General features: G+C 71.6%; 20 protein-coding genes. 9 read left to right on the plus strand and 11 right to left on the minus strand.

Annotation, left to right across the window (positions count from 1 at the left end; genetic code table 11):
- Window positions 1-82: 82 nt before the first annotated feature.
- Window positions 83-1,171 (minus strand): phosphate ABC transporter substrate-binding protein PstS, encoded by a 1,089-nt coding sequence (gene pstS, locus QM779_RS16695; protein ID WP_428537583.1) that lies wholly within the window; start codon window positions 1,169-1,171, stop codon window positions 83-85.
- A 171-nt stretch (window positions 1,172-1,342) separates the two neighbouring features.
- On the opposite strand from pstS, the gene QM779_RS16700 reads away from it, so the two are divergent.
- Window positions 1,343-2,374, plus strand: coding sequence for a LacI family DNA-binding transcriptional regulator (locus QM779_RS16700; RefSeq protein ID WP_428537586.1), 1,032 nt, complete (start codon window positions 1,343-1,345; stop codon window positions 2,372-2,374).
- 424 nt (window positions 2,375-2,798) lie between these two features.
- On the opposite strand, the gene QM779_RS16705 is transcribed toward QM779_RS16700, so the two are convergent.
- The 5 genes from QM779_RS16705 to dtd all read right to left on the minus strand — a co-directional run bounded on the left by QM779_RS16705 (window position 2,799) and on the right by dtd (window position 8,031).
- Window positions 2,799-3,689 (minus strand): NUDIX hydrolase, encoded by an 891-nt coding sequence (locus QM779_RS16705; protein ID WP_428537589.1) that lies wholly within the window; start codon window positions 3,687-3,689, stop codon window positions 2,799-2,801.
- A gap of 3 nt (window positions 3,690-3,692) precedes the next feature.
- A complete protein-coding gene (locus QM779_RS16710) occupies window positions 3,693-5,810 on the minus strand; it encodes an RNA degradosome polyphosphate kinase (protein ID WP_428537592.1) in 2,118 nt (705 codons plus the stop codon).
- Window positions 5,807-6,679: a mycothiol synthase gene (gene mshD, locus QM779_RS16715; RefSeq protein ID WP_428537595.1), complete on the minus strand. Its 873-nt coding sequence runs from the start codon at window positions 6,677-6,679 to the stop codon at window positions 5,807-5,809. The genes QM779_RS16710 and mshD overlap by 4 nt, the downstream gene beginning before the upstream one ends.
- A 154-nt stretch (window positions 6,680-6,833) precedes the next feature.
- Window positions 6,834-7,508 carry a winged helix-turn-helix transcriptional regulator gene (locus QM779_RS16720; RefSeq protein ID WP_428537598.1) on the minus strand — a complete coding sequence of 225 codons (675 nt, stop codon included), beginning with the start codon at window positions 7,506-7,508 and terminating at the stop codon, window positions 6,834-6,836.
- A gap of 91 nt (window positions 7,509-7,599) precedes the next feature.
- Window positions 7,600-8,031, minus strand: coding sequence for a D-aminoacyl-tRNA deacylase (dtd, locus tag QM779_RS16725; protein ID WP_428537601.1), 432 nt, complete (start codon window positions 8,029-8,031; stop codon window positions 7,600-7,602).
- A 185-nt stretch (window positions 8,032-8,216) separates the two neighbouring features.
- On the opposite strand from dtd, the gene QM779_RS16730 reads away from it, so the two are divergent.
- The 3 genes from QM779_RS16730 to QM779_RS16740 are packed head-to-tail and all read left to right on the plus strand — an operon-like array spanning window position 8,217 to window position 10,405.
- On the plus strand, window positions 8,217-8,714 hold the full coding sequence (locus QM779_RS16730) for an FABP family protein (protein ID WP_428537604.1): 498 nt from the start codon (window positions 8,217-8,219) through the stop codon (window positions 8,712-8,714).
- Complete coding sequence (locus QM779_RS16735; RefSeq protein WP_428537607.1) at window positions 8,711-9,634, plus strand: YgfZ/GcvT domain-containing protein; 924 nt, start codon at window positions 8,711-8,713, stop codon at window positions 9,632-9,634. Before QM779_RS16730 ends, QM779_RS16735 begins: the two co-directional genes overlap by 4 nt.
- Window positions 9,635-9,637: 3 nt before the next feature.
- Complete coding sequence (locus QM779_RS16740; protein ID WP_428537610.1) at window positions 9,638-10,405, plus strand: alpha/beta hydrolase; 768 nt, start codon at window positions 9,638-9,640, stop codon at window positions 10,403-10,405.
- A gap of 2 nt (window positions 10,406-10,407) precedes the next feature.
- Here the strand turns inward: QM779_RS16740 and QM779_RS16745 are convergent, their stop codons facing one another.
- Window positions 10,408-11,832 carry an MFS transporter gene (locus QM779_RS16745; protein ID WP_428537613.1) on the minus strand — a complete coding sequence of 475 codons (1,425 nt, stop codon included), beginning with the start codon at window positions 11,830-11,832 and terminating at the stop codon, window positions 10,408-10,410.
- A gap of 85 nt (window positions 11,833-11,917) precedes the next feature.
- On the opposite strand from QM779_RS16745, the gene QM779_RS16750 reads away from it, so the two are divergent.
- Window positions 11,918-12,676 (plus strand): TetR/AcrR family transcriptional regulator, encoded by a 759-nt coding sequence (locus tag QM779_RS16750; protein ID WP_428537616.1) that lies wholly within the window; start codon window positions 11,918-11,920, stop codon window positions 12,674-12,676.
- 9 nt (window positions 12,677-12,685) lie between these two features.
- Here the strand turns inward: QM779_RS16750 and QM779_RS16755 are convergent, their stop codons facing one another.
- Both QM779_RS16755 and typA read right to left on the minus strand, forming a co-directional pair.
- Window positions 12,686-13,879 (minus strand): DUF480 domain-containing protein, encoded by a 1,194-nt coding sequence (locus QM779_RS16755; RefSeq protein WP_428537619.1) that lies wholly within the window; start codon window positions 13,877-13,879, stop codon window positions 12,686-12,688.
- Window positions 13,880-14,043: 164 nt separating this feature from the next.
- The gene (gene typA, locus QM779_RS16760; protein WP_428537622.1) at window positions 14,044-15,906 is read right to left on the minus strand and encodes a translational GTPase TypA; all 1,863 of its coding nucleotides are present in this window, start codon (window positions 15,904-15,906) and stop codon (window positions 14,044-14,046) included.
- 152 nt (window positions 15,907-16,058) lie between these two features.
- Here typA and QM779_RS16765 point away from each other — a divergent pair, with 152 nt between their 5' ends.
- The gene (locus tag QM779_RS16765; RefSeq protein ID WP_428537625.1) at window positions 16,059-17,498 is read left to right on the plus strand and encodes a hypothetical protein; all 1,440 of its coding nucleotides are present in this window, start codon (window positions 16,059-16,061) and stop codon (window positions 17,496-17,498) included.
- Between the two features lie 7 nt (window positions 17,499-17,505).
- Here QM779_RS16765 and QM779_RS16770 read toward each other — a convergent pair whose 3' ends face one another.
- On the minus strand, window positions 17,506-19,044 hold the full coding sequence (locus tag QM779_RS16770) for an amino acid permease (protein ID WP_428537628.1): 1,539 nt from the start codon (window positions 19,042-19,044) through the stop codon (window positions 17,506-17,508).
- A gap of 216 nt (window positions 19,045-19,260) precedes the next feature.
- Here QM779_RS16770 and QM779_RS16775 point away from each other — a divergent pair, with 216 nt between their 5' ends.
- The gene (locus tag QM779_RS16775) at window positions 19,261-19,938 is read left to right on the plus strand and encodes a hypothetical protein (protein WP_428537631.1); all 678 of its coding nucleotides are present in this window, start codon (window positions 19,261-19,263) and stop codon (window positions 19,936-19,938) included.
- A complete protein-coding gene (locus tag QM779_RS16780; RefSeq protein ID WP_428537634.1) occupies window positions 19,935-20,933 on the plus strand; it encodes a hypothetical protein in 999 nt (332 codons plus the stop codon). The genes QM779_RS16775 and QM779_RS16780 overlap by 4 nt, the downstream gene beginning before the upstream one ends.
- Window positions 20,934-20,942: 9 nt before the next feature.
- Here QM779_RS16780 and QM779_RS16785 read toward each other — a convergent pair whose 3' ends face one another.
- Window positions 20,943-21,737 (minus strand): alpha/beta fold hydrolase, encoded by a 795-nt coding sequence (locus tag QM779_RS16785; protein ID WP_428537637.1) that lies wholly within the window; start codon window positions 21,735-21,737, stop codon window positions 20,943-20,945.
- A 172-nt stretch (window positions 21,738-21,909) separates the two neighbouring features.
- On the opposite strand from QM779_RS16785, the gene QM779_RS16790 reads away from it, so the two are divergent.
- Window positions 21,910-23,040, plus strand: a complete 1,131-nt coding sequence (locus tag QM779_RS16790) for a GTPase family protein (protein ID WP_428537640.1) — start codon at window positions 21,910-21,912, stop codon at window positions 23,038-23,040.
- The last annotated feature ends 226 nt before the right edge of the window (window positions 23,041-23,266 follow it).

Below are 23,266 nucleotides of genomic sequence, written 5' to 3' on the forward strand. Positions count from 1 at the left end.
GCCGGGTGCGGACAGGCTACGCGGCGGGGCGGCGCCGGTGGAGTCACCGGCGCCGCCCACGGATACCGTCACGTGTCCCGACTCACTTGATGGAGTCGATGGCGGTCTTCACCTTGGCCTGCAGGTCCGCCGACAGCGGCGCGGAGCCGGCGGCGGAGGCCGCGGCGGACTGGCCGTCGGCGGAGGCGATGTAGCCCACGTAGTCCTTCACCAGCTGGGCGGTGGCGGAGTCCTTGTAGGTCTGGCAGACGATCGCGTAGGAGACGAGGACGGCCGGGTAGACACCGTCGACGTTGCGGTCGAGGGTGTACGCCAGGTCGTTGGCGTCGCGGCCGGCGATGGTCTTGGAGTGGTCGAGGATCGCCGTGCCCGCTTCTGCGGTGGGCAGGAGCGTCTTGCCACCGATCAGGATGCCGGCCTTGCCGAGGTCCCCTGCGGCCGACTCGTCCGCGTAGCCGATCGTGTTCTTGCCACTGGTCACGGCCTGGACGACGCCGGAGGTGCCGTTCGCCGCCTCGCCACCGAAGTCGCCGGGGAAGGTGTCGGCCGCGGCCTGCGTCCACACCGTCGGGGCGATCTTGTTCAGCGTGTCGGTGAAGTTGTTGGTGGTGCCCGAGTCGTCAGCGCGGTGCACGGCGGTGATCGCTGCGTCCGGCAGGGAGGCGTCCGGGTTGGTCTTGGCGATCGCCGGGTCGTTCCACTTCGTGATCTTGCCCGCGAAGATGCCGGCCAGCGTGTCGGGGTCGAGCGTGAGCTCCTTCACGCCGTCGATGTTGAAGATGACCGCGATCGGGGAGATGTAGACCGGGAGGTTCAGCGCGTTGGAGTCCGCGGCGCAGCCGGCGAACTTGCCTGCGCCCATCTCCTCGTCCTTGAACGGACGGTCCGAGCCTGCGAAGGCCGCCGCGCCGGCGCTGAAGGCCGAGCGTCCGGCGCCGGAGCCGTCGGGGGAGTAGTTCACGGTGATGTTCGGGTTCTTGGTCTGGAACTCGGCGACCCACTTCTCCTGGGCGGCCTTCTGCGAGCTGGCGCCGACAGCGGTGAGGGTCTGGGCGCCGCCGGAGGCGGACCCGCCGCCGGCGGCGGCCGGGGTCTCGTTGCTTGCACAGCCGGCGAATGCCAGGGCGGTGGCCGTGACCAGGGCGGCAGCGGCGATCGACTTGATGTTCACGCTTTTCCTTCGCGTTCGAGTACACACACGAGCGGTTGCTCTGGGGCCGAGGGTAGGGACGCAAACTGACCTGACCGGTACTGCCGGGTGAACGCAGGGTGAACGCAGGAGGAGGGTTCCGTGCGCGCCGGTCCCGGGTGGTCGGCGACGCGGTGTAATACGCTAACACCCATGAACGACGTCGTTGCGGGCGGCGTTTCGGGGAACCGGGCAGCGACGCTCACGGACGTCGCACGCATGGCCGGGGTTTCCACGATGACGGTCTCCCGCGTGATCAACGGGCACGCGAAGGTGGCCGCCGAGACGCGGGCCCGCGTCCACGAGGCGATGGCAGCCCTCGACTACCGGCCGAACATGCTGGCGCGCGGCCTGGCGAGCGGTCGGTCCCGCAGCATCGGCGTCCTCACGGTCGACACGACGCTGTACGGGCCGAGGGCGGCGCTGGGCGGGATCGAGAAGGCTGCGAGCGCCCGGGACTACTCGGTCACGATCACCCACCTGACCCACCCTGACCGGACCGCGGTGGAGACCGGGGTGAGCCTGCTGCGATCGCGCTCGACGGACGGCGTGATCCTGCTCCAGCCGCTGATGTCGGAGGCGGCCCTGTTCGACCGCTCACCTGACCTGCCGCTGGTGGCGATCCATGCCGGCGTCCCGGGGCAGTACCCGCTGGTGACGGTCGACAACCGCAGGGGTGCGCGCCAGGCGACCGCGCACCTGCTCGAGCTGGGGCACCGGACGGTGTGGCACATCTCCGGTCCCGAGGACTGGTACGAGAGCGCGGAACGCGTCGCTGGCTGGCGGGAGGCGCTGGTCGCCGCGGGGGCGTCCGAGACGCCGGTGGTCGCCGGCGACTGGTCCGCCGCGTCCGGGTACGCCGCGGCGCGCGAGGTGCTGGCCCACCCCGGTGTGACCGCGATCTTCGTCGCGAACGACGCGATGGCGCTGGGGACGCTGCACGCGATGCACGAACTCGGCCTGCGCTGCCCGGAGGACGTCAGCCTGGTCGGCTTCGACGACGACCCCGAGGCGGAGTTCTTCAGCCCGGGCCTGACCACGATCCGCCAGGACTTCGACGAGATCGGACGGCTCAGCGTCGGCCTGCTCCTCGACCTCATCGAGACCGGGGCCCCGTCCACGCAACACCTGGTCCTGGAGCCCCGCCTGGTCGTCCGGGCCAGCGCCGCCGCTCCGTCCGCCTGAGGACGCTCGGCCCGGACGCGGAGATCCCGGGTCAAGCCCGGGATGACAGGGAGGGGACGTCATCCGGGCGGCGGCCGGGATCCCGCAACGACTTTCACCCCGTCATCCCGGCGAAGGCCGGGATCTCGTGGTGTGTGCGGACGGTGCTCTTCCGGGGATCCCGGGTCAAGCCCGGGATGACAGGGAGGGGACGTCATCCCGGCGGCGGCCGGGATCCCGCAACGACCTCCACCCCGTCATCCCGGCGAAGGCCGGGATCTCGTTGTCGGGTGCGGACGGTGTTCTTCCGGGGATACCGGGTCAAGCCCGGGATGACAGGGAGGGGCGTCATCCCGGCGGCGGCCCTTCGTGACGCGGCGGGGCTCGTTCCTCGCCCCACCGCTCCTCAGGGACCGTGCAACTCCACCCACCGAGTGGGGGAACCTCAGATCCGGGGCTTGTGGAACTCCACGGCGACGACGTCGGCGTCGGGGCCGAGGTGCGCGACGACGGCCGCCCCGGGCTGGAGCGAGCGCCAGGGCACCCCGATCGCCTCCAGCATCAGCGGGAGCACCGGACGGTGGCCGCAGATCGCCGTCGGCACGCCGCCGGTCGCGGTCTGCTTCACCAGCCGCTTCATCAGCGTCGAGACGGCCTTGGCGTCCTTGGCCGCTTGTTCCTCCGACAGCGTCGTCCAGCCGTCGACCTCGAGCCGCTGCGCCTTCGCGTACGGCTGCAGCGTCTTCTGGCACCGCACCGAGGTCGAGGACGCAAGCTTGCGCACCCCGTAGGCCTCCAGCAGCGGGACGAGCAGCCGGCTCTGTCGCCGTCCCCGCTCGTCCAGCGGACGGGCCTGGTCGCGTCCCGACCAGTTCGAACGCAGCATCGCCTTCGCGTGCCGCACCACGATCAGCGGCGTGGATGTCGGCAGCTCCAGCGCCTGCTGCAGCACCGGCCGCTCGTCGTGGTAGGTGATCACGTCCATGGCGAGTGCGACCGGCAGCCAGGCGACCTCGTCGACCTCGTCGTCGGGGGTGTGCGGACGCTCCTTCACCGCGGACGCCCGCCAGTAGTAGACCTTCTTGGCTCCGCTGTCGACGGGATAGCTGATCGGGTCCAGCGGCACGCCGAGGTCGACCGAGACCGCGGTCTCCTCGCGGGTCTCCCGCACCGCGCAGCCCGGCAGGTACTCGTCGGCCATGATCTTGCCCTTGGGCAGGCTCCAGTCGCGGTACTGCGGACGGTGCACGAGCAGCACTTCCTGCCCGCCGTCCGCACCGGTGCGCAGCGTGACCGTGCCGGCGGCGGTGATCCGCTTCGTCGGAGTGCTCGCCATCGCCTACCGCTCGACGGCCCGGCGCTGGCCCATGGTGGCGATCAGGTGCTCCTGGATGTCCAGCAGCGGCTCGCCCCCGGCGTCCAGCGTGCGCTGCGTCCACGTGTCGCCCTCGAGCCACCACGACGCGGTGCCCTCGTCGAAGGCGAGGTCGAACAGGCCCTCGATCTGGGCGATGTGCTTGGGGTTGTTCAGCCCCACGACCACTTCGACCCGGCGGTCGAGGTTGCGGTGCATGAGGTCGGACGAGCCGATCCCGACCCGTGGGTCGCCGCCGTTCGCGAACCAGAACAGCCTGCTGTGCTCGAGGAAGCGGCCCAGGATGCTGCGTACCCGGATGTTCTCGCTGAGCCCCGGCACGCCCGGACGCACCGAGCAGATGCCGCGCACCCACAGGTCGACCGGCACGCCGGCCTGGGACGCCCGGTACAGCGCGTCCGTCACCGCCTCGTCGACGACCGAGTTGACCTTGATCCGGACGCCGGCAGGCAGACCCTTCCTGTGGTTGAGGATCTCGGTGTTGATGTTCTCGACCAGCCCGCGCCGGACGCCGTGCGGCGCCACCAGCAGCCGCTTGTAGTGGGTCTCCTGCGCCATCCCGGACAGGTGGTTGAACAGCCGGGCGACGTCGTCGGTGATCACGGTGTTCGAGGTGAGCAGGCCCATGTCCTCGTACATCCGGGCGGTCTTGGGGTTGTAGTTGCCGGTGCCGATGTGGGCGTAGCGGCGCAGCCCCGCCGGCTCCTCGCGGACGACCAGGGACAGCTTGCAGTGGGTCTTCAGCCCGAGCATGCCGTAGACCACGTGGCAGCCGGCCTTCTCCAGCTTGCGCGCCCACGCGATGTTGGCCTGCTCGTCGAAACGGGCCTTGATCTCGACCAGGGCCAGCACCTGCTTGCCCGCCTGCGAGGCCTCGATCAGGGCGTCGATGATCGGACTGTCGCCGGACGTGCGGTACAGCGTCTGCTTGATCGCCAGCACCGCGGGATCGGCGGCAGCCTGCTCGATGAACCGCTGGACGGAGGTCGCGAACGAGTCGTACGGGTGGTGCAGCAGCACCTCGCGGTTCTTCAGTGCGGCGAACAGGTCCGCGGGCTGGGCGGTCTCGACCTCGGCCAGTTCGGGATGGGTCTTGGGCAGGAACGACGGGTACAGCAGCGCTTCCCGGTCCAGGTCGGCGATCGAGAACAGCCCGCGCAGGTCGAGCGGGCTGGGCAGCCGGAAGACCTCCTTCTCGCTGATGTCGAGCTCGCTGACCAGCAGGTCGAGCATCACCTCGTCGATGTCGTCCTCGACCTCGAGGCGCACCGGAGGGCGTCCGATCTTGCGGCGGAGCAGCTCCTTCTCGAGGGCGAAGAGCAGGTTCTCCGCGTCGTCCTCCTCGACCTCCACGTCCTCGTTGCGGGTGACGCGGAAGGTGCTGTGGCCGAGGATCTGCATGCCGGAGAACAGCTGGTCGAGGTGGCGCGCGATCACGTCCTCGAGCGGGACGAACCGGCCCCCGCCCAGCGGCACGAACCGGGACAGGATCGTGGGCACCTTCACCCTGGCGAACTGTCGCACCCCCGTGACCGGGTTCCGCAGCAGGACGGCGAGGTTCACGCTCAGGCCGGAGATGTACGGGAAGGGGTGCGACGGGTCGACGGCCAGCGGGGTGAGGACGGGGAAGATCCGGTTCTCGAACAGGTCGGTCATCTGCCGGCGTTCGTCCTCGGTGAGCTCGTCCCAGCGCAGGATCCGGATGTCGTGCTCGGCCAGTGCCGGCCGGATCTCGTCCGCGAACACGCGTGCCTGCTCGGTGACCAGCTCGCGGGTGCGGGAGAGGATCGCGTCGTGCAGCTCCCTGGGCAGCAGGCCGGAACTGCTGGCCACGGCCACACCGGCGGCGAGGCGTCGCTTGAGACCGGCGACCCGGACCATGAAGAACTCGTCGAGGTTGGAGGAGAAGATCGCCAGGAACTTCGCGCGCTCCAGCAGCGGGACGCGCTTCGCGTCCTTGGCGAGGTCGAGCACGCGGTTGTTGAAGGCGAGCCACGACAGCTCCCGGTCGGAGAACCGGTCGGCCGGAAGGTCCGCACCGTCCAGCTCGAAGGTGTCCTCTTCCTCGTCGACGGACGTCATGGCTGCTCCTGCTTCTGCACGGACCCGTGCTCGTGCGCGTAGAGGACGTCGCGGTGGGCGACGTGGAACCCCGCGCTTTCGTACATTCTTACCGCTACCGGCTCGGCCATGTCGACGTACAACAGGACGTGGTCAGCTCCGCGTCCGCGCAGGTGGGCCAGGCCGGCCCGGAGCAGCACCTTCCCATAGCCCCTGCCCTGCGTCCGCGGGGCCACGCCGACCACGTACACCTCCCCGGTCCGGGCGTCGTGCTGCTTGGTCCAGTGGAAGCCGGCCAGGCCGTCCGCGTCGAAGCCGAGGATGAGCCCCTCGGGGTCGAACCAGGGCTCCGACATGCGCGCGGCGAGGCCGTCGGCGTCCAGCGCGCCCTGCTCGGGGTGGTGGGCGAACGCTGCGGCGTTGACGGCGAGCAGCTCCGTCGCGTCGGCGTCGGTGTAGCCGCGCAGCGTGAGCCCGTCCGGGACCACGGGTGGCTCGACGCCGGCCAGGCCGCGCTCCATGATCAGCAGTCCACGGCTCGGCGCGAGCCCGAGGGCCGAGGCGAGGCCCCGGGCGGCCGGGAGGTCACCGAAGGCCCAGGCCGCCCACTCGTCCCCGGCGGCCGCGGTGAGCTCGTCGAGCAGCCCGCGTCCGATCCCGCGCCGCCGGCGCGCCGGGTCGACGACCAGTTGCGCCGTCCGGTGCCCCGGGTGCCACTGCAGGTAGCCGCGCAGGTCGTCGTCGCCCTCGAGCAGGTGCAGGGCGGAATCGTCGGAGAGGGCGAAGTGCGCCTCCTCGTTGAGCGGCGGTGTCCCGTCGGACGCGGCCGCGCGCTCGGCGAGAGCCAGCACCTGCTGGGCCTGGGTGGCGGTGAGTCGGTTCGTCCACACGTCTGTCAGGCTAACCGGCCAGGTTGAACGCCGTGGCGATCGACGAGATGGCGCCCGCGTCCCCGGTTCGCGCCGCAAACCGGGCTGGTGGGACGGGTGGGACGTGCCGGGTCGGTCGGGCGCCCGGGTGGGTCGGGTCGACGTCGGGGCCGACTCAGCGGCGGCTGGTGTCGGGGGAGAAGCGGTAGCCGACGTTGCGGACGGTGCCGATCAGCGCCTCGTGCTCGGGGCCGAGCTTGGCCCGCAGCCGCCGGACGTGGACGTCGACCGTCCGGGTGCCGCCGTAGTAGTCGTAGCCCCAGACGTCGGCGAGCAGGTGCTCGCGGCTGAACACGCGTCCGGGGTGCTGGACGAGGTACTTCAACAGCTCGAACTCGGTGTAGGTGAGGTCGAGCGGGTCGCCGTTGAGCATGACGGAGTACGCCGCGTCGTCGATCACGATGCCGCCAGCGGAGATGAGCCCGTCGTTGGCCGCCGAGCTGACCAGCAGCCGGATCCGGGCCTCGAACTCCGCGGGGCCGGCCGACTCCAGGACGAGGTCGGACAGGCCCCAGTCGGACGCGACCGCGGCCATCCCGGTCTCCTTGAGCACGAGCAGCAGCGGGACGGTCGAGCCGGAGGACTGGAACAGCCGGGCCATCATCCGGGCGCCGGCGAGGTCGGCGCGCCCGTCCAGCACCACGAGGTCGGAGCGGGCCGACTCGGTGAGCGCCTGGGTGTCGGCGGCGACGCCGAGGATGTCGTGGGAGAGCAGCGCGAGCACCGGCAGCGACCGTTCGGCGGGGGTGCCACCGGCGACCTCGTTGCTGACCAGCAGCAGTTGCGCCACGTCCACCTCCCGAACGGCTGTCTCAGCGGATGACCAGCGCTAACAATACTGGCCCGCGAACCTGTGCCGCGCCGCCTGACGCAGGGACGGCCTACGCGTCGACGTCGAGGATGAGGGTGACCGGGCCGTCGTTCACGAGCGACACCTCCATGTGCGCGCCGAAGCGTCCGGTCCGCACCTCGGCGCCCCTGCGGCGCAACGCGTCCACGTAGGCGGCGACCAGCGGCTCGCTGACCGGACCGGGCGCCGCGGCGTTCCACGACGGACGCCTGCCCTTGCGGGTGTCGGCGTACAGCGTGAACTGGCTGACCACGAGGAGGGGCGCGCCGAGGTCCGCGCAGCTGCGCTCACCGTCCAGGATGCGCAGCTGCCAGGTCTTCTCCGCCAGCCGGTCGGCGATCGCGGCCGTGTCGGTGTGGGTGACCCCGAGCAGGACGAGCAGCCCGGGGCCCTCGATCGCGCCGACGACCTCGCCGGCCACGCTCACGCTCGCCCCGCCGACCCTCTGCACCACCGCTCGCACGGCCCTATCCAAGCACCAGGGCGGGCGCCGGCGGGAACAGGTCGCCGAGCCCGGCGGTTATGCTCGACGGGTGCTTCTCCCGCTCTCCGTGACCGGCGTGGTGGTGTTCACCGCCTGCCTGGTCCTCGTGGTGCTGGCGGGGTTCGGCATCTTCGCGCTGCTGCGCGGACGAGGAGGGGAGTGAGATGGCGTTCGAGATTCCGGCCGACCTGAACCCGGCGCTGATCGGGATCGCCTGGCTGCGCGGCCGCTGGGAGGGCACCGGTTACCGGCAGTGGCCCGGGATCGAGAAGCACAGCTACGCGCTCCAGGTCGACTTCGCCGACAACGGTGAGGACTACCTGCACTACCTGTGCCAGGCGTTCGAGACCGACGAGGACGGGACGCCGACGAAGCCGTTGTTCATGGAGACCGGCTTCTGGCGTCCGCTCGCCGACGGCACGGTCGACGTGGTGATGTGCTCGCCGGACGGGTTCGCCGAGATCTGGTTCGGAAAGGTGCAGCCGGGCCGGCTCGACCTGGTCACGGACGCCGTCGCGCGCACCAGGGACGCGAAGGTCGCCTACACGGCCGGACGCCGCCTGTACGGCAACGTCGAGGGGCGCCTGCTGTTCTCCTTCGACCGGGCCACGGAGGACGAGGAGCTCCAGCCCTACCTGTGGGCACAGCTCGAGCGCCGATGAAGCTCGTCGAGGGTCCGGACGCGGGCGCGACCTGGCACTACGGCGACCCGTTCCGCGAGCAGCGGGCGCTGGTCGCCGACCGCGCGTCGGTGGACCTGTCGCACCGGCCGGTGTTCACGATCACCGGCGCCGACCGGCTGCGCTGGCTGAACGACATCAGCAGCCAGGACTTCGCGTCCCTGGCTCCGGGCGTCCCCACGGTCGCCTACATCCTGGACGCGCAGGGCCACCTCACCCACGTCTTCGGGGCGCTCGACGACGGCACCACGCTGTGGTGCCACACCGAGCCCGGCCACCTCGAGCCGCTGCTGGCCTGGCTGCGGCGGATGGTGTTCGCCGCCCGCGTCGAGATCGCCGATGTCGGCGACGAGTACGCGCTGGTGCTGCCGCCGGGCGGTGCGCCCTCGGTTGTCTCCCGCGACAGGGTGGACGGCGTCCTCGGCGACACGCGCGCCGGGATCTGGGCGATGGAGGCGGTGCGGATCGCGTCCGGCACGCCCCGGATCTTCGTCGACACCGACGAGCGCACGATCCCCAACGAGCTGGCCAACCCGGACGCAGACGCGCTCGGCCCTGCCGTGCACCTGCGAAAGGGCTGCTACCCCGGCCAGGAGACCGTCGCCCGCGTGTACAACCTCGGCCGGCCGCCGCGCCGGCTCACCCTGCTGCACCTGGACGGCAGCGTCGACCGGCTGCCGCCCGTGGGCGCCGACGTCCTGCTGGACGGCCGCGCGGTCGGCCGGATGGGCAGCTCCGAGCGGCACTACGAGCTCGGTCCGGTCGGACTGGCGCTGCTCAAGCGGACGCTCGCACCGGACGCGGAGCTGGTCGTCGACGGGATCGCCGCGTCCCAGGAGCTCATCGTGTCCCCGGACGCGGGGCTGCACTGGCGCCCCGAGCCCGGGCTCGGACGGGGCTGAGCCGTGCGACGGGTGCTGCGCTGCCTCGGCCTGCTGCTGGTGCTCGCGCTGGTCTTCGGCGTCGGCTGGGCGTGGCCGATCCTGTTCCGCGGCCCGCTGCTGGTCGGCCAGGACGCGGTCAGCGACACCGCGACGGCCGCCGTCGCGCCCACCGTCGAGGACGTCGGCGGCCGCGTGATCGTGGCCCGGCCGCCGTCCGGCACCGCGGAACGGGACGTGCTGGTCGTGTTCTACCCCGGCGGCCTGGTGCGTCCGCAGGCGTACGAGTGGCTGGCCCGTGAGCTCGCCGTTGCCGGCTACACCACCGTCATCCCGGAGTTCGCGTTCGACCTCGCCGTCACCGGCATCGACAGGGCGACAGCCCTGATCGCCCACTACGGCGCGGGCAAGAAGGTCGTCCTGGCCGGGCACTCGCTCGGCGGAGCGATGGCCGCGCAGTACCTCGCGAACGAGCTCGCCGCCGGACGCCAGCCCGCGGCCGGGCTGATCCTGGAGGCCGCCTACCCGCCGGACGGGTCGAGCCTGGCGTCCGCGAACCTGAAGGCGCTGGTCCTGCGGGCGGAGAACGACGGCGTGGCTGATGCGGCGAAGGTGACCGGCGGCCTGGCGCTGCTGCCCTCCGACGCCACGGAGGTCGTGGTGCCGGGCTCGGTCCACGCGTTCTTCGGTCGCTACGGCCCCCAGTCCGGCGACGGCGTCCCGACGGTCAGCCGCGCGGAGGCCGAGGCGTTCATCACCGCGCAGGTCGAGGAGTTCCTCGCCGGCCTGTGAGGTCAGGGCGCTTCCGGCCGGGGGCTGCGCGGCAGCGTCCGCACCAGGGCGAGGGCGCCGAGCAGGAACACGACCGCCGCCGCGGCGGCGAGTTGGACCGCGGCCACGGGACCCAGCGCGAGGAACGAGAAGTAGAGGCTGCCGCAGACGGCGACGCCGAGCGTCCCACCCAGCTGCTGGAGGGCGTTCATCAGGCCGGACGCCGACCCGACCTCCCGGTCCGCGACACCGCCCAGCACGACGGAGAAGGCCGGGACGAGGCCGAACCCGCTCCCGACGCCGAACACGAAACCGGCCGGCAGGAACACCCACGGCTGGGCGCTGCTGCCGGCCGCGTGGATCGTCAGCAGCTGCAGGCCCGCCCCGACGATCATCAGGGCGAACCCCAGCGCGAGCAGCCGGCGGCCGAGCCGCGGCAGCAGCGCCGCGCTGCCCGCAGCCGCCGCCACCGCCATGCCGAGGGCGTACGCCGAGCCGGCGAACGCGGCCTGGAGCGCGGTGTAGCCGAGCGCCGACTGGGTGTAGGTGTTGAACACGAGGGTGTTGCCGATCATCGCGGCGAACGCGAGCGTGATCACCCCGACACCGCCGAGGAACGCACGGTTGCGGAGCAGCGTCGGCTCGATCACCGGGGCGCTGCTGCGCCGCTCGTTCCGGCCGAACCACACGAAGCAGGCCACCGAGCCGGCGACGAGCGCGAACGTCCACCACGGCCACCCGCGTCCGGGGCCCTCGATCAGCGGGTAGACCAGCAGCAGGGACGCGAGCCCGAGCAGGGCGGCGCCGACCGGGTCGATCCGCAGGGCGGGGTCGCCCGGGCGGGCGGGGATGAACAGCAGGGCGCCGCACAACGTGAGGGCACCGATCGGCAGATTGATCAGGAAGATCACCCGCCAGCCGAGGCCGAAGACGTCCGCGCTGACCAGCGCGCCGCCGAGCAGCGGGCCGACCACCGACGACAGGCCGATCACCGGCCCGAAGCTCCCCATCGCCGCGCCGAGCTCGGAGGCGGGGAAGACCTCCCGGATCAGGCCGAAGCCCTGCGGGATCAGCAGCGCGCCGATCAGGCCCTGGCCGGCGCGCGAGGCGATCAGGACGGACGGGTCGTGGGCGGTCGCGCAGGCGAGCGAGGCCAGGGTGAAGCCGACCGTCCCGATCAGGAACAGCCGGCGGCGTCCGAACCGGTCGCCGAGGCGTCCACTGAGGACCAGGCCGACGGCGAAGGCGAGGGTGTACGCGCCGACGACCCACTGGATCGTGCCGGCGCCGCCGCCCAGGTCCTTCTCGATCGGCGTCGCGGCGAGGTTCACGATGGTCGAGTCGAGCAGGTCCATGATCTCCGCGCCGAGGACGGTGGCGAGCGCGAGCCGGCGCCAGCGGTGGGGCGTGCCGGCCGTGGCGGTCGCGCCCGGGATGGTGGTGTCCATGATGCCCTCCTTCAACGAACAACGTTCGTTATTACGAATGTTGTTCTACAACGCGGACGATGTTCGCGTCAAGTACTGTGGGCCCATGCCACACCCGAAGGGAGCCTGGGCTCCGGAGTGGGCCGGGGACCGCGTCCGGCGGCGCCGGCTCAGCACGGACGCGATCGTCGCCGCCGGGCTGGAGCTCCTAGCCGCCGAGGGCATCGATGCGGTCACGATGCGGGCCGTCGCCACGCGGCTGGGCACCGGTCCCGCGTCTCTGTACGCCCACGTGCGGGACAAGCAGGACCTGCACGAGCTGATGCTGGACGCGGTGTTCGCCGAGGTGCACTTCCCCGATCCGGAGCCCGACCGGTGGCAGGAGCAGCTGAAGGAGGGGCTGCGGAGCATCTACGAGGCCCTGGGGCGGCACCCCGGCATCGCGCTGGTCAACATGGCGCACATCCCGCTCGGACCGAACGCGCTGCGGTGCTCGGAGCGGGTGCTCAGGATCTGTGTCGCCGGAGGGATGACGCCGGAGATGGCCGGACTGTGCGTGGACCTGCTCACCCTCTACCCGACCGCCGTCGCCGTGGAGGACTCGATCTGGTACGAGCGGGGCAAGCACAGCGACTGGATGAACAGCGAGCAGGCGGTGGTCAGCCGGCTCGGCGACTACTTCACCAGCCTGCCCGCCGACGTGTACCCCACGATCCGCGCCATGACGCCGTTCCTGCTGGCGGGGAACGGGCACGACCGGTTCGAGTTCGGCCTGGCCGTGCTGGTCGCCGGCGTCGACGCCCTCAAGGGCTGGCGGCCCACCCCGTCCACCGACGACCCGCAGCGGGTGATCGGGCAGCCCTGAGCCCGGCCGCTACGGCCGCCGGGCCAGCACGTAGAGGCGCTCGGTCTGCGCCTCCTGCGGCACGGGGGAGCGGACGTACCACTCGGCGAGCTCCAGCCCTGCGGCCGTGACCGCGGCCAGCACCTGGCCGCGGTCGGCGCACACGTAGTCGAGGTCAACGGGGACGCCGAAGAGGTCGTCGGCGTGCCGGACGCCGTCGCCGAGGTGGACGGCGAAGGCGAGGGTGCCGTCCGGACGGAGCGTGTCGGCGACCGCGCGGAGGGTCGGCGCGATCTCGGAGGGCGCGAGGTGGACGAACGAGTACCAGGCCACGATCGCGCCCCAGGCGGCCGCGTCCCTGGGTCGCAGCACCTGGTGGAAGCGGCCGACGGTGAAGTCGAGGTCGGGGAAGTTGGCCCTGGCCTGCTCGACCATGCCGGCGGACGCGTCGAGGCCGTGCACGTCGGCGCCGGTGTCGGCGAGGAAGGCCGCGATCTGGCCGGGGCCGCAGCCGAGGTCGAGGATCGGGCCGCCGGCCTGCGCGGCGATGCGCTCCAGCAGCCAGATGTCGAACGGCTTGTCGATCAGCTCGTCGAGGAGGGCATCGGAGTAGGCGGCGGCCGCCGCGTCGTAGGCGGCGACGACCTTCGCGTCCCTGGCCTGGGCGCCGTCGGCGAGCACGGCCTCGAGGTCGGCGGCAGGCGCGGTGACCTCGGCGGCCATCGCGACCGGTCCGAGCAGGTGGATCCAGCGCGTATCGCGTCCGTGCTGGACCTGGACCTCGCGCACGAGCGGCTCGTCCGCGGTGGCCATCCGGGCCAGGCTGGCCTCGACGTGGGCCTTGTCGGCGAACGGGTGCAGCCGGTCGGTACGGGTCTTCAGCTCGCCGGCCGACTGGGCGCCGCGCAGCAGCAGGACGGTGAGCAGTGCACGCTCGTCGTCGGCGGGTTCGAGCACCTCGTCGACCAACTGGTGGTACTTCACCGTCCGCGACCCTGCGCCGGCCCAGACGAGCCGCAGCAGGCCGCGGTCCTTGAGCGCGCGGGCCGCGTCCTGGATGTCACGCTCGGACAGGTCCATCACCGGGTCGCGGCTGGAGGTCTGGTTGCAGGCCAGGCGCAGTGAGTTGAGCGTGAGCGGGTAGCTCGCGGGGACGGTCTTCTGCTTCTCCAGCAGGCACCCGAGGATCCGTTGCTCCTCGGCGGTCAGCACCGGCAACGCCATGCGCGCACCCTACCGACCCCGCCTGTGCGCGCCGCCCGCGTCCGCCGCGGCACGTTAGGAACCGTCCCCATCGTGCCGGGTCCGCGGGGACGGTTCCTTCGTGCCGGGTCCGAAAGAACCGTCCCCTCGTACCGCGCGGCACGATGGGGACGGTTCCTATCGGTTCAGGAGCGCTTGTCGCGGCTCCGCTGCTTGGCGCGCTCGTTGGCGTCCAGAGCGACCTTGCGGATGCGGACGTCCTTCGGGGTGACCTCGAGGCACTCGTCGCCGCGGCAGAACTCCAGCGACTGCTCGAGGCTGAGCCGGCGCGGCGGGATGAGGCGTTCCAGTTCGTCCCCGGTGGAGGAGCGGACGTTGGTCAGCTTCTTCTCCTTGGTCGGGTTGACGTCCATGTCCTCCTGGCGCGGGTTCTCGCCGACGATCATGCCCTCGTAGACCTCGTCGCCGGGCGCGACGAACAGCGTCCCGCGCTCCTGCAGGTTGAACAGGGCGTAGCCGGTGACGGTGCCGAGCCGGTCGGCGACCAGCGAGCCGGTGAGGCGGGTCTTGATCTCGCCCGCCCACGGCTCGTAGCCCTCGAACACGTGGTGCATGATGCCCGTCCCACGGGTCTCGGTGAGGAACTCGGTGCGGAAGCCGATCAGCCCGCGCGCCGGGATGACGTACTCGACGCGCACCCAGCCGGTGCCGTGGTTGACCATCTGCTCCATCCGCGCGCGGCGGGTGCCCATCAGCTGGGAGATCGTGCCGACGTGCTCCTCGGGGACGTCGACGGTGAGCCGCTCGACGGGCTCCTGCAGCTTGCCGTTGATGGTCCGGGTGAGCACCTCCGGCTTGCCGACGGTCAGCTCGAAGCCCTCCCGCCGCATGATCTCGACCAGGATGGCCAGCTGCAGCTCACCGCGTCCCTGCACCTCCCAGGTGTCGGGACGCTCGGTGTTGTTGACGCGGATCGACACGTTGCCGACGAGCTCGGTGTCGAGGCGGTTCTTCACCAGCCGGGCGGTGAGCAGCTTGCCGACCTTGCCGGCCAGCGGGGACGTGTTGATGCCGATCGTCATCGAGATGGACGGCTCGTCCACGTGGATCAGCGGCAGCGGACGAGGGTCGGCCGGGTCGGCGATGGTCTCGCCGATGGTGATCTCGGGGATGCCGGCGATGGCGACGATGTCGCCCGGCCCGGCCTCGTCGGCGGGGACGCGCTCCAGCGCCTTGGTGATCAACAGTTCGGAGAGCCGGACGTTGGTGATCGTCCCGTCGTGGCGGCACCAGGCGACGGTCTGGCCACGGGTGATGGTGCCCTCGACGATCCGGCACAGCGCCAGCCGGCCGAGGTAGGGGGACGCGTCCAGGTTGGTCACGTGGGCCTGCAGCGGCGCGCCCTCGGTGTAGACCGGCGCGGGGATCGTGTCGGTGATCAGGTTGAACAGCGGCTCCAGGTTCGGCGAGTCGGGCATGCCGCCGTCCTCGGGCTGCTCCAGGGACGCGCGCCCGGCCTTCGCCGCGCAGTAGATGATCGGGAAGTCGAGGTGGTGGGCCGCGTCGTCGTCGATCAGGTCCATGAACAGCGCGTACACCTCGTCGACGACCTCGGCGATCCGGGCGTCGGCGCGGTCGACCTTGTTGATCACGACGATGATCGGCAGGTTCTTGGCGAGCGCCTTGCGCAGCACGAACCGGGTCTGGGGGAGCGGGCCCTCGGACGCGTCCACGAGCAGCAGGACCCCGTCCACCATCTCCAGCCCACGCTCGACCTCGCCGCCGAAGTCGGCGTGCCCGGGGGTGTCGATGATGTTGATGGTGACCTGCTGGCCGTCCGCCATGACGTGGTCCACCGCGGTGTTCTTGGCGAGGATCGTGATCCCCTTCTCACGCTCCAGGTCCATCGAGTCCATGACGCGGGTGTTCACGTCCTGGTTCTCGCGGAAGGCGCCCGACTGCCACAGCATGGCGTCCACCAGGGTGGTCTTGCCGTGGTCGACGTGGGCGATGATGGCGACGTTGCGCAGGTCTGCGCGTGCGGGCATGCGGGAACTCCGGATCGTGAGGGAACCCGCAGAGTCTACCGCCTCGGCTCCTCGCGTCGTCCGGCACGATGGACGGCGTAGCCCGGCGCCCTTCCCTTGGCGGTGCCGCCGGACGAGGATGGGCAGTGCAGCGTCGGGGGAGAGGAGGGACGATGCGGACGATCACACGAAGGCTGATCACCCTCGCGGCCGTGCTGCTGACGGCGGGGAGCCTGCCCGCTGCGCCGGCTTCGGCCGCCGCGGAGGACTGCGAGTACCCGGCCTGGGGCGACATCAACGCCGACGGCCAACCCGAACTCCTGGTGGGGATCCCCGGCGCCGACGCGGGCGCGGGAGCGGTCGACGTCTTTTTCGACAGGGCCGGCGCGCCGACGCGGGTGACGGCGGCGTCACTGGGCTTCCCCGCGAGTGACCCCGGCGACGGGTTCGGCCAGTCGGTGCTCGCGCTCGACCTCGACCAGGACGGCTGCAGCGAACTCGTCGTCGGAGCGCCCGGCGCGGGCAGCGGCGCGGGACGCGTCTACATCGCGAAGGGCAGTCCGGAGGGCGCCCTCCACGCCGCGACGACGATCGAGTCGCCCGACCAGGGCGCACGCCTCGGCCAGGCGATCACCCAGGGCTGGGCCGGGGACGGGACGGAGTACCTCGCCGTCGGCGGTCCGGGCTATGACGACGGTCCGGCCGCCGACGCCGGAGCGGTCTACCTGGTCGACGTCTCCGGCGGGCTCGCCGCGCTCGGCACGCCCCTGCGGGTCAGCCAGGGTGTAGTGGGGATCACGCCGGGCGCGGACGACCGGTTCGGATCGGTGCTCTCCGGCAACCTGGCCGGCGTCCCGGACAAGGACGTGGGCGCGGCCACGGACGCCGGCGCCGTGGTCCGACTCCGGATCGCTTCGGTGACCCTGGCAGGTGTCGTCGCGCAGCTGTGGACGCAGGACAGCCCGTCCGTGCCGGGGAAGGCCGAGGCGGGCGACCGGTTCGGGGCCGACGTGGCCGGGACGTGGTACGTGGCGGTGGGCGTTCCCGGCGAGGACATCGGCAGGAAGCGGGACACCGGCACCGTGGTGCTGTTCAGACAGACGGACGCGACGGCGGCCGGGTCGTTCCGGGCGCTGAAGTCGTACCGCCAGGACACGAAGGGCGTGCCCGGCGTCGACGAGTCCGGTGACCACTTCGGGGCCGCCGTCGCCGTCGGCGACCTCGAGTCGGGCGAGAGCGGCTGGAACCTCTGGATCGGCGCCCCCGGCGAGGACGTCGGACGCGTCGCCGACGCGGGCACCGTCACCCGCATCGGCCTGGGCGGGTCCCGGCTGCCCAACGCCGCGCTGTCGTCGGGGAAGGGCCTGCCCGGCCACGCCGAGGCGGGCGACGCGCTGGGAGCCGCGCTCGGCACCGTGGGCGACGACTACATCATGGAGGAGGACGGCTCGACCAGCCTGCTGGTCGGGGTTCCCGGTGAGGACCGCGGCGAGGTCACCGACGCGGGTTGGGTGGTGTTCTCGCGGTACTCCTTCGACGCCGGCCCGCGCAGCTCAGGGCTGATGAATCCGGCGGTCGCCGGCGAGCGGTACGGGCAGGTGCTCCCTGGCTGAGCCGGGCTCAGCGCGGTTCGGTCGGCCCCGGTTCGGTCGGGCTCTTCGGAGCATGCCCGGTGTCCATGGCCTGCTGCATGTCCGGGCGGATGCCGACGCCGGTCTCCAGCCGCGCGTGCGAGCGGGAGTACGCGAAGTAGATGACGAAGCCGATCGCCAGCCAGATCACGAACCGCAGCCAGGTCTCCACCGAGAGGTTCAGCATCAGGTACGCGCAGATCAGCGCGGAGATGATCGGCACCACCGGCGAGAACGGGACGGTGAACGCGCGCTTCAGGTCCGGACGCTTCTTCCGCAGCACCACGACGCCGATGGAGACCAGCACGAACGCCGACAGCGTCCCGATGTTGACCATCTCCTCCAGCACGCCGACCGGGGTGAGGCCGGCGACGATCGCGACGACGATCGTCACGATCAGGGTGATCAGCCACGGCGTCCGGTAGGTCTTGTGCACCTTGGCCAGCCCCATCGGCAGCAGCGCGTCGCGGCACATCGCGAAGATCAGGCGGGTGGCGCCGACCATCAGGGTGAGCACGACGGTCGTCAGGCCGGCGACGGCGCCGGCGGAGATCAGCGTCGCCATCCACGCCTGCCCGTGGTAGCCGAACGCGTTCGCCAGGGCCGCGCTCGGGTCGAGCTTGTCGTAGGGCACCATGCCGGTCACGACCAGCGCCACCGCGCAGTACAGGACGGTGCAGATCGCCAGCGAGGCGATGATGCCGATCGGCAGGTCGCGCTGCGGGTTCTTGGTCTCCTCCGCGGTGGTCGCCACGACGTCGAAGCCGATGTAGGCGAAGAACACCAGCGCCGCGCCCGCCAGGATCCCGCCCACGCCGAAGGTGGACGGTGCCGCGCCGGTGAAGAACTGGATCAGCGGCTGCGTCCAGCCCGACGTGGTCTCGGTCGCCTGGGCCGGCGGCACGAACGGGGTGTAGTTGGCCGGGTTGATGAAGCCGATGCCGGCGAAGATCACGAACAGGACGATGAACAGCTTCAGCCCCACGAGCACGAGGTTCACCCGCAGGGACTCCTTGATGCCGAGCGTGACCAGGACGCCCAGCACCAGCACGAGCACGATCGCGGGCACGTCCACCACGCCGCCGTAGCTGATCGCGGCGGGCATCGTGATGCCGAGTTTCCCGAGGAAGGCGCCGAGGTACGCGCTCCATCCCTGGGCCACGACGGACGCGCCGAGGAACATCTCCAGGATCAGGTCCCAGCCGATGATCCAGGCGAAGATCTCGCCGAGGGACGCGTAGGAGAACGTGTACGCCGAGCCGGAGACCGGGACGGTGGACGCGAACTCGGCGTAGCACATGGCGGCGAGCGCGCAGCAGATCGCGGCGATGATGAAGCTCACCACGATCGCCGGGCCGGCCACGTTGTGCGCGGCGCGGCCGGTCAGGGTGAAGATGCCGGCGCCGATCACGACGCCAACGCCGAACACGGTCAGGTCGAGCGCGGACAGCGACTTCTTCAGCTGGTACTCGGGCTCGTCGGTGTCGGCGATCGACTGCTCGATCGACTTGGTGCGCAGGAGGCTCATCGGGGGTTCCTTCTCCGTCGAAGTGGTCGCGTCGCTGCGCCCACGGGAAACCCGGTCAACCTATGCCAACGTCCCCGCTGCGAGAACCCCCGGCCAGCATGCGGGCGGGCGGACGCGGCCGGCGTCCCGCGCGGGGTCGTGCCACCCGTGTTCGCGCCGAGGGCGCTGCTAGCCTTCGTGCGTCGGCCGGCACCGTGCCGGCGGAGGGAGGTGACGGTGAGCGATCCCGGCTTCCTCGAGGCCGTCCTCCGCGCGATCGGCGGCGTGCTGGGCCTCGACACGTCCACGGCGGAGTGGTTCGTCGTGTACCCCCGCAGCTACGAGGTCGCGATCACCGTGGCGGTGGTCGCCGGCGTCTCGACCCTGCTCGGCGACAGCATGGTGCTGTTCTTCAACCGCGTCCGCGGCTGGCGGTTCGCGTTCAGCCTGCTGCTCAACGGGGTCGCGGTCGTCGGCCTGTACGCGCTCCAAGCGGTGTTCGTCTACCTGCTCGGGATGATCGTCGTGGGTGGCGGGCCCGGCTTCGGCTGGGTGCTGCGCGGCGTGATGCTCTCCACCGCCCCGCTCGTCTTCGGCGTGTTCGCGCTGATCCCCTACTTCGGCCCCGCCATCGCGCGGTTCCTGCAGGCGTGGGGCGTCGTCGCGCTGTGGGTGATCGTCGCCGTGATGTTCCGGACCAACGGCTTCCTCGCGCTGGTGATCGCCGTCGGCTCGTGGCTGGTCATGCAGCTGCTGTCGTGGCTGTTCGCCCGTCCGGTCGCCTGGATCGGGAACCGGATCTGGAAGGTCGTCACCGGCAAGCCGTTCATGATGACCGGACGCGACCTGCTCGCCGGGCACCCGTTCATGCCGCTCGGCCACCAGGTCGAGGACCTCGAGGAGGTGGGACGGTGATCGTCGGGCTGCTCGCCGGGATCGGCGTCCTCGTCCTGCTCGCGCTCACCGTCGCGCCGCTGGAGTCGCTGGGCTGGTGGTCCGCCCGTGGCGCGGACGAGGCAGCGGAGACCATCGAGGAACTCACGACGCCCGACGACGGCAACGACGCCCCGGTGCCGTACGACCACTACCTGGTCTACCTCTCCGGGATCGGCGCGATCGACGGCAAGTCCGTCCCGCCCGAGGAACTGCCGCTGATCGAGGGCCTCTCGAAGCGGCTGCCCGGCACCTGCGTGATCCACGACGTGTTCCCGTACTCGGTGACCAACCGGGGCCTGACCGGCCAGCGCCCGACGGCCGCGCTGTGGCGGTGGGTGGAGAAGCTGCGCCTGAAGAACCCCGAGTCGCTCGCGGGGATGCTGGTCAACGGACGCAACGCGATGCAGCTGTTCGTGTGCGCCGATCGCCGCTACGGGCCGGCCTACAACATCGGCACGGCGCGGGAGGTGGCGCGCGCCCTGCGGAAGCACGGGTACCAGTTCGACAGCAACAAGACGGTGACCCTGGTCGGCTGGAGCGGCGGGGCGCAGATCGCGATCGGCGCGGCGTGGTACCTCGGCATGAAGGTGCCGATCCAGGTCGTCTCCATCGGCGGAATGATGAGCGACGACTACGGACTGGACCGGGTGAAGCGGCTGTGGCACCTGCGCGGCAGCAAGGACCCGTTCGAGAAGCTCGGCGGGATCATGTTCGCCGGCCGCTGGCCGCACGCGGTGTTCTCGCCCTGGTCGAACGCGATGGAGGACGGCCGGATCGACATCATCGACATCGGCCCGATGCAGCACAACGTCAAGAACCACTACTTCGACCAGAACGCGATCGCGCCCGACGGACGCAACTTCATGCAGGTCACGCTGGACGCGATCGTCGCCGTCCTCACCGGCCTGCCGGTCCGCACCGTCCCGCTGGACGCCGAGCCGACCCGCGTGGAGCCCGAGGTCGCCGCCGGCTGAAGCCTCGGGTCAGTCGGCGCGGATGGACGCGGCGAAGGCCTCGATCAGCCGGGCGACCGCCGCTGGCGCCTGGGCGTTGGCGCTGTGGCCCTGGCCGTGGAGCACCTCGACCCGCGCGCGGGGCAGGGCCGCGGCGACCAGGCGGACGCGCTCGCCGAGGTGGGCGGGGCTCCGGTCGCCGGTGAGCAGGAGGGTCGGCGTCCCGATGGCCGCCCAGGCGTCCAGCCTGGGGCCGAGCCGGACGAGCGCGTCCCAGTCGTCGAGCTGGCGGGCTCCAAAGGTGCGCAGCTCGGGGGACCGGCCCGCCGCGAGGCCGACCAGCGCGGCCAGCGGGGCGCCCACCCGGACAACCTCGCGGAGGAACAGCCGGATCGCCCGGCCGAGGTGGCCCGCGGCCTGCGCCGCGCGCGCCCGGCTCAGCGAGTCGGGACGGCCGAGCGGCAGGTCCGGGATCGGCGGCTCGTAGAGAACGGCGCCGGCGAAGGCCTCCGGCAGGGCGAGGAGGGCCTCCAGCGCGACCACCGCACCGGAGGAGTGCCCGACCAGGACCACCGGCCGGTCAAGGGTCGCCACGACCGCGGCGAGGTCGTCCACCTCGCGCGCGTAGTCGGTGGCGGGGTCCGCGGGCAGCTCGGGACGGTACAGCCGCCGCCGGATCCGCACGACGCGGTGGCACGGGGCCAGCTCGGCAGCGACCTTCGCCCACGGCGACTCGTCGCTCATCCCGCCGTGCACGACCAGGATCGCCGGGCCGGAGCCCTCGGCCACCACGACCACGTCCGTGCCGTCCCCAGACCGGATCACCCGACCACCCTACGACGCCGCCGGTCGCCTACAAACGCTCCCGGAACGCGCAAACGCTCCCGAAATTTCGGGAGCTTCTGCGAGTTTCGGGAGCGTTTGCGGGGGTCGACCCCGGGGTCGGCTCAGGGGGAGGACCCATGGTGATCGGGTCCGGCTTCCGTAGGCTGGGCGCGTGACGCAGTGGTTCACCGAGAGCTTCCGCGCCGAGTACGCCAAACAGGAGGCGGAGCTCGGCCGGGTCAACATCGCCGTGTTCGGCAAGACGGGGGTCGGCAAGTCGACCCTCGTGAACGCCATCTTCGGCGAGCCCGTCGCAGCGACCGGCATCGGCGCGCCGGTGACGAACGGCTCCCACCTCTACCTCGACAAGCGCGGCTCGCTCGGCGTGATCGACACCCGCGGGCTCGAGCTCGGACGCGACGACGACCAGATCATCAAGGAGCTCACCAAGGCGGTGAAGGAGAGCCGCGGCAAGCCCATCGAGGAGCAGATCCACGTCGCCTGGTACTGCGTGCGCGGCATGGACCGACGGTTCGAGGACTTCGAGGAACGTTTCGTCCGCACGCTCGCCGCCCTCGGCCTCCCGGTCGTGCTGGTGCTCACCCAGGTGCCGATGCGGGAGGGCCAGTACCACCCCGACGCGGTCGAGCTGGCCCGCCAGCTCTCCGCCCGCGACCTGCCCATCGTGGACGGGCACCCGTTCATGACCTACGCGATGAGGGACCAGTTCACCGGTCAGCCGCCCTACGGCTTGGTGGAGGTGCTCGGCGCCACCTTTCGCGTCGCTCCGGAGGCGGTCCAGGCCGCCCTCGTCGCCGCCCAGGAAGTCGATCTTCAACTCAAGGCGAGCCAGTCGAACAAGGCCGTCGCCGCCGCGGTGACGGCGGCGGCCGCGGCCGCCGCGGTGCCGATCCCGTTCTCCTCTGCGGCGATGCTCGTCCCGATCCAGTTGTCGATGATGGCCCGGATCGCGCAGCTGCACGGGCTCGGGCTGGACAAGTCGGCGTTGCTCGCGATCGCGTCCACCTCGGTCGCCACGTCGGCCGGACGGGCGGCCGCCGCCGGCCTGCTGAAGTTCGTGCCGGGTGCCGGCAGCGTGGTGGGCGGGGTGATCAACGCGTCCGTCGCGTCCTCGCTCACCCTCGCGATGGGGCAGGCGTGGCTGGTGGTCTGCCAGCGCGCCTTCAACAAGACCCTTCCCGTGCTGGACGGCAAGCTCGACACCGCCGCCGTCACCCGCCTCTTCGAGTCGGAGATGGCCAAGCGGATGCCCAAGATCCGGCACCGGGACAAGGACGCCTGAGCCTCGTTCGATCGACGGGCCGGACGCGCCCGCCCGGAACGGACCGGTCACCCGCGGTTCACCCTGCGGCCACCCGGCGGGGCTATCCTTTGCGGCGGAAGTGCGAAGCGCCGCGGGAGCGGCTGGACGGAGGAGGTGGAGCCGATGTCACCCGGTAGTCCCCACCAACCCGTCCCGTCCACTTCCCGCGGCGTCTGCCCGAGCTGACCCGGCCCGGCGCGTCCTG

Source organism: Propionicimonas sp. (assembly GCF_049840635.1).
Lineage (GTDB): Bacteria > Actinomycetota > Actinomycetes > Propionibacteriales > Propionibacteriaceae > Propionicimonas.

What these genes read in the sequence shown, in the direction of transcription:
- QM779_RS16750 (WP_428537616.1), top strand. Translation starts at nt 11,918, where the DNA reads ATGCCACACCCGAAGGGAGCCTGGGCTCCGGAGTGGGCCGGGGACCGC.
- QM779_RS16745 (WP_428537613.1), bottom strand. Translation starts at nt 11,832, where the DNA reads ATGGACACCACCATCCCGGGCGCGACCGCCACGGCCGGCACGCCCCAC.
- QM779_RS16730 (WP_428537604.1), top strand. Translation starts at nt 8,217, where the DNA reads ATGGCGTTCGAGATTCCGGCCGACCTGAACCCGGCGCTGATCGGGATC.
- QM779_RS16770 (WP_428537628.1), bottom strand. Translation starts at nt 19,044, where the DNA reads ATGAGCCTCCTGCGCACCAAGTCGATCGAGCAGTCGATCGCCGACACC.
- QM779_RS16755 (WP_428537619.1), bottom strand. Translation starts at nt 13,879, where the DNA reads ATGGCGTTGCCGGTGCTGACCGCCGAGGAGCAACGGATCCTCGGGTGC.
- typA (WP_428537622.1), bottom strand. Translation starts at nt 15,906, where the DNA reads ATGCCCGCACGCGCAGACCTGCGCAACGTCGCCATCATCGCCCACGTC.
- QM779_RS16700 (WP_428537586.1), top strand. Translation starts at nt 1,343, where the DNA reads ATGAACGACGTCGTTGCGGGCGGCGTTTCGGGGAACCGGGCAGCGACG.
- QM779_RS16705 (WP_428537589.1), bottom strand. Translation starts at nt 3,689, where the DNA reads ATGGCGAGCACTCCGACGAAGCGGATCACCGCCGCCGGCACGGTCACG.
- QM779_RS16765 (WP_428537625.1), top strand. Translation starts at nt 16,059, where the DNA reads ATGCGGACGATCACACGAAGGCTGATCACCCTCGCGGCCGTGCTGCTG.
- QM779_RS16735 (WP_428537607.1), top strand. Translation starts at nt 8,711, where the DNA reads ATGAAGCTCGTCGAGGGTCCGGACGCGGGCGCGACCTGGCACTACGGC.
- QM779_RS16710 (WP_428537592.1), bottom strand. Translation starts at nt 5,810, where the DNA reads ATGACGTCCGTCGACGAGGAAGAGGACACCTTCGAGCTGGACGGTGCG.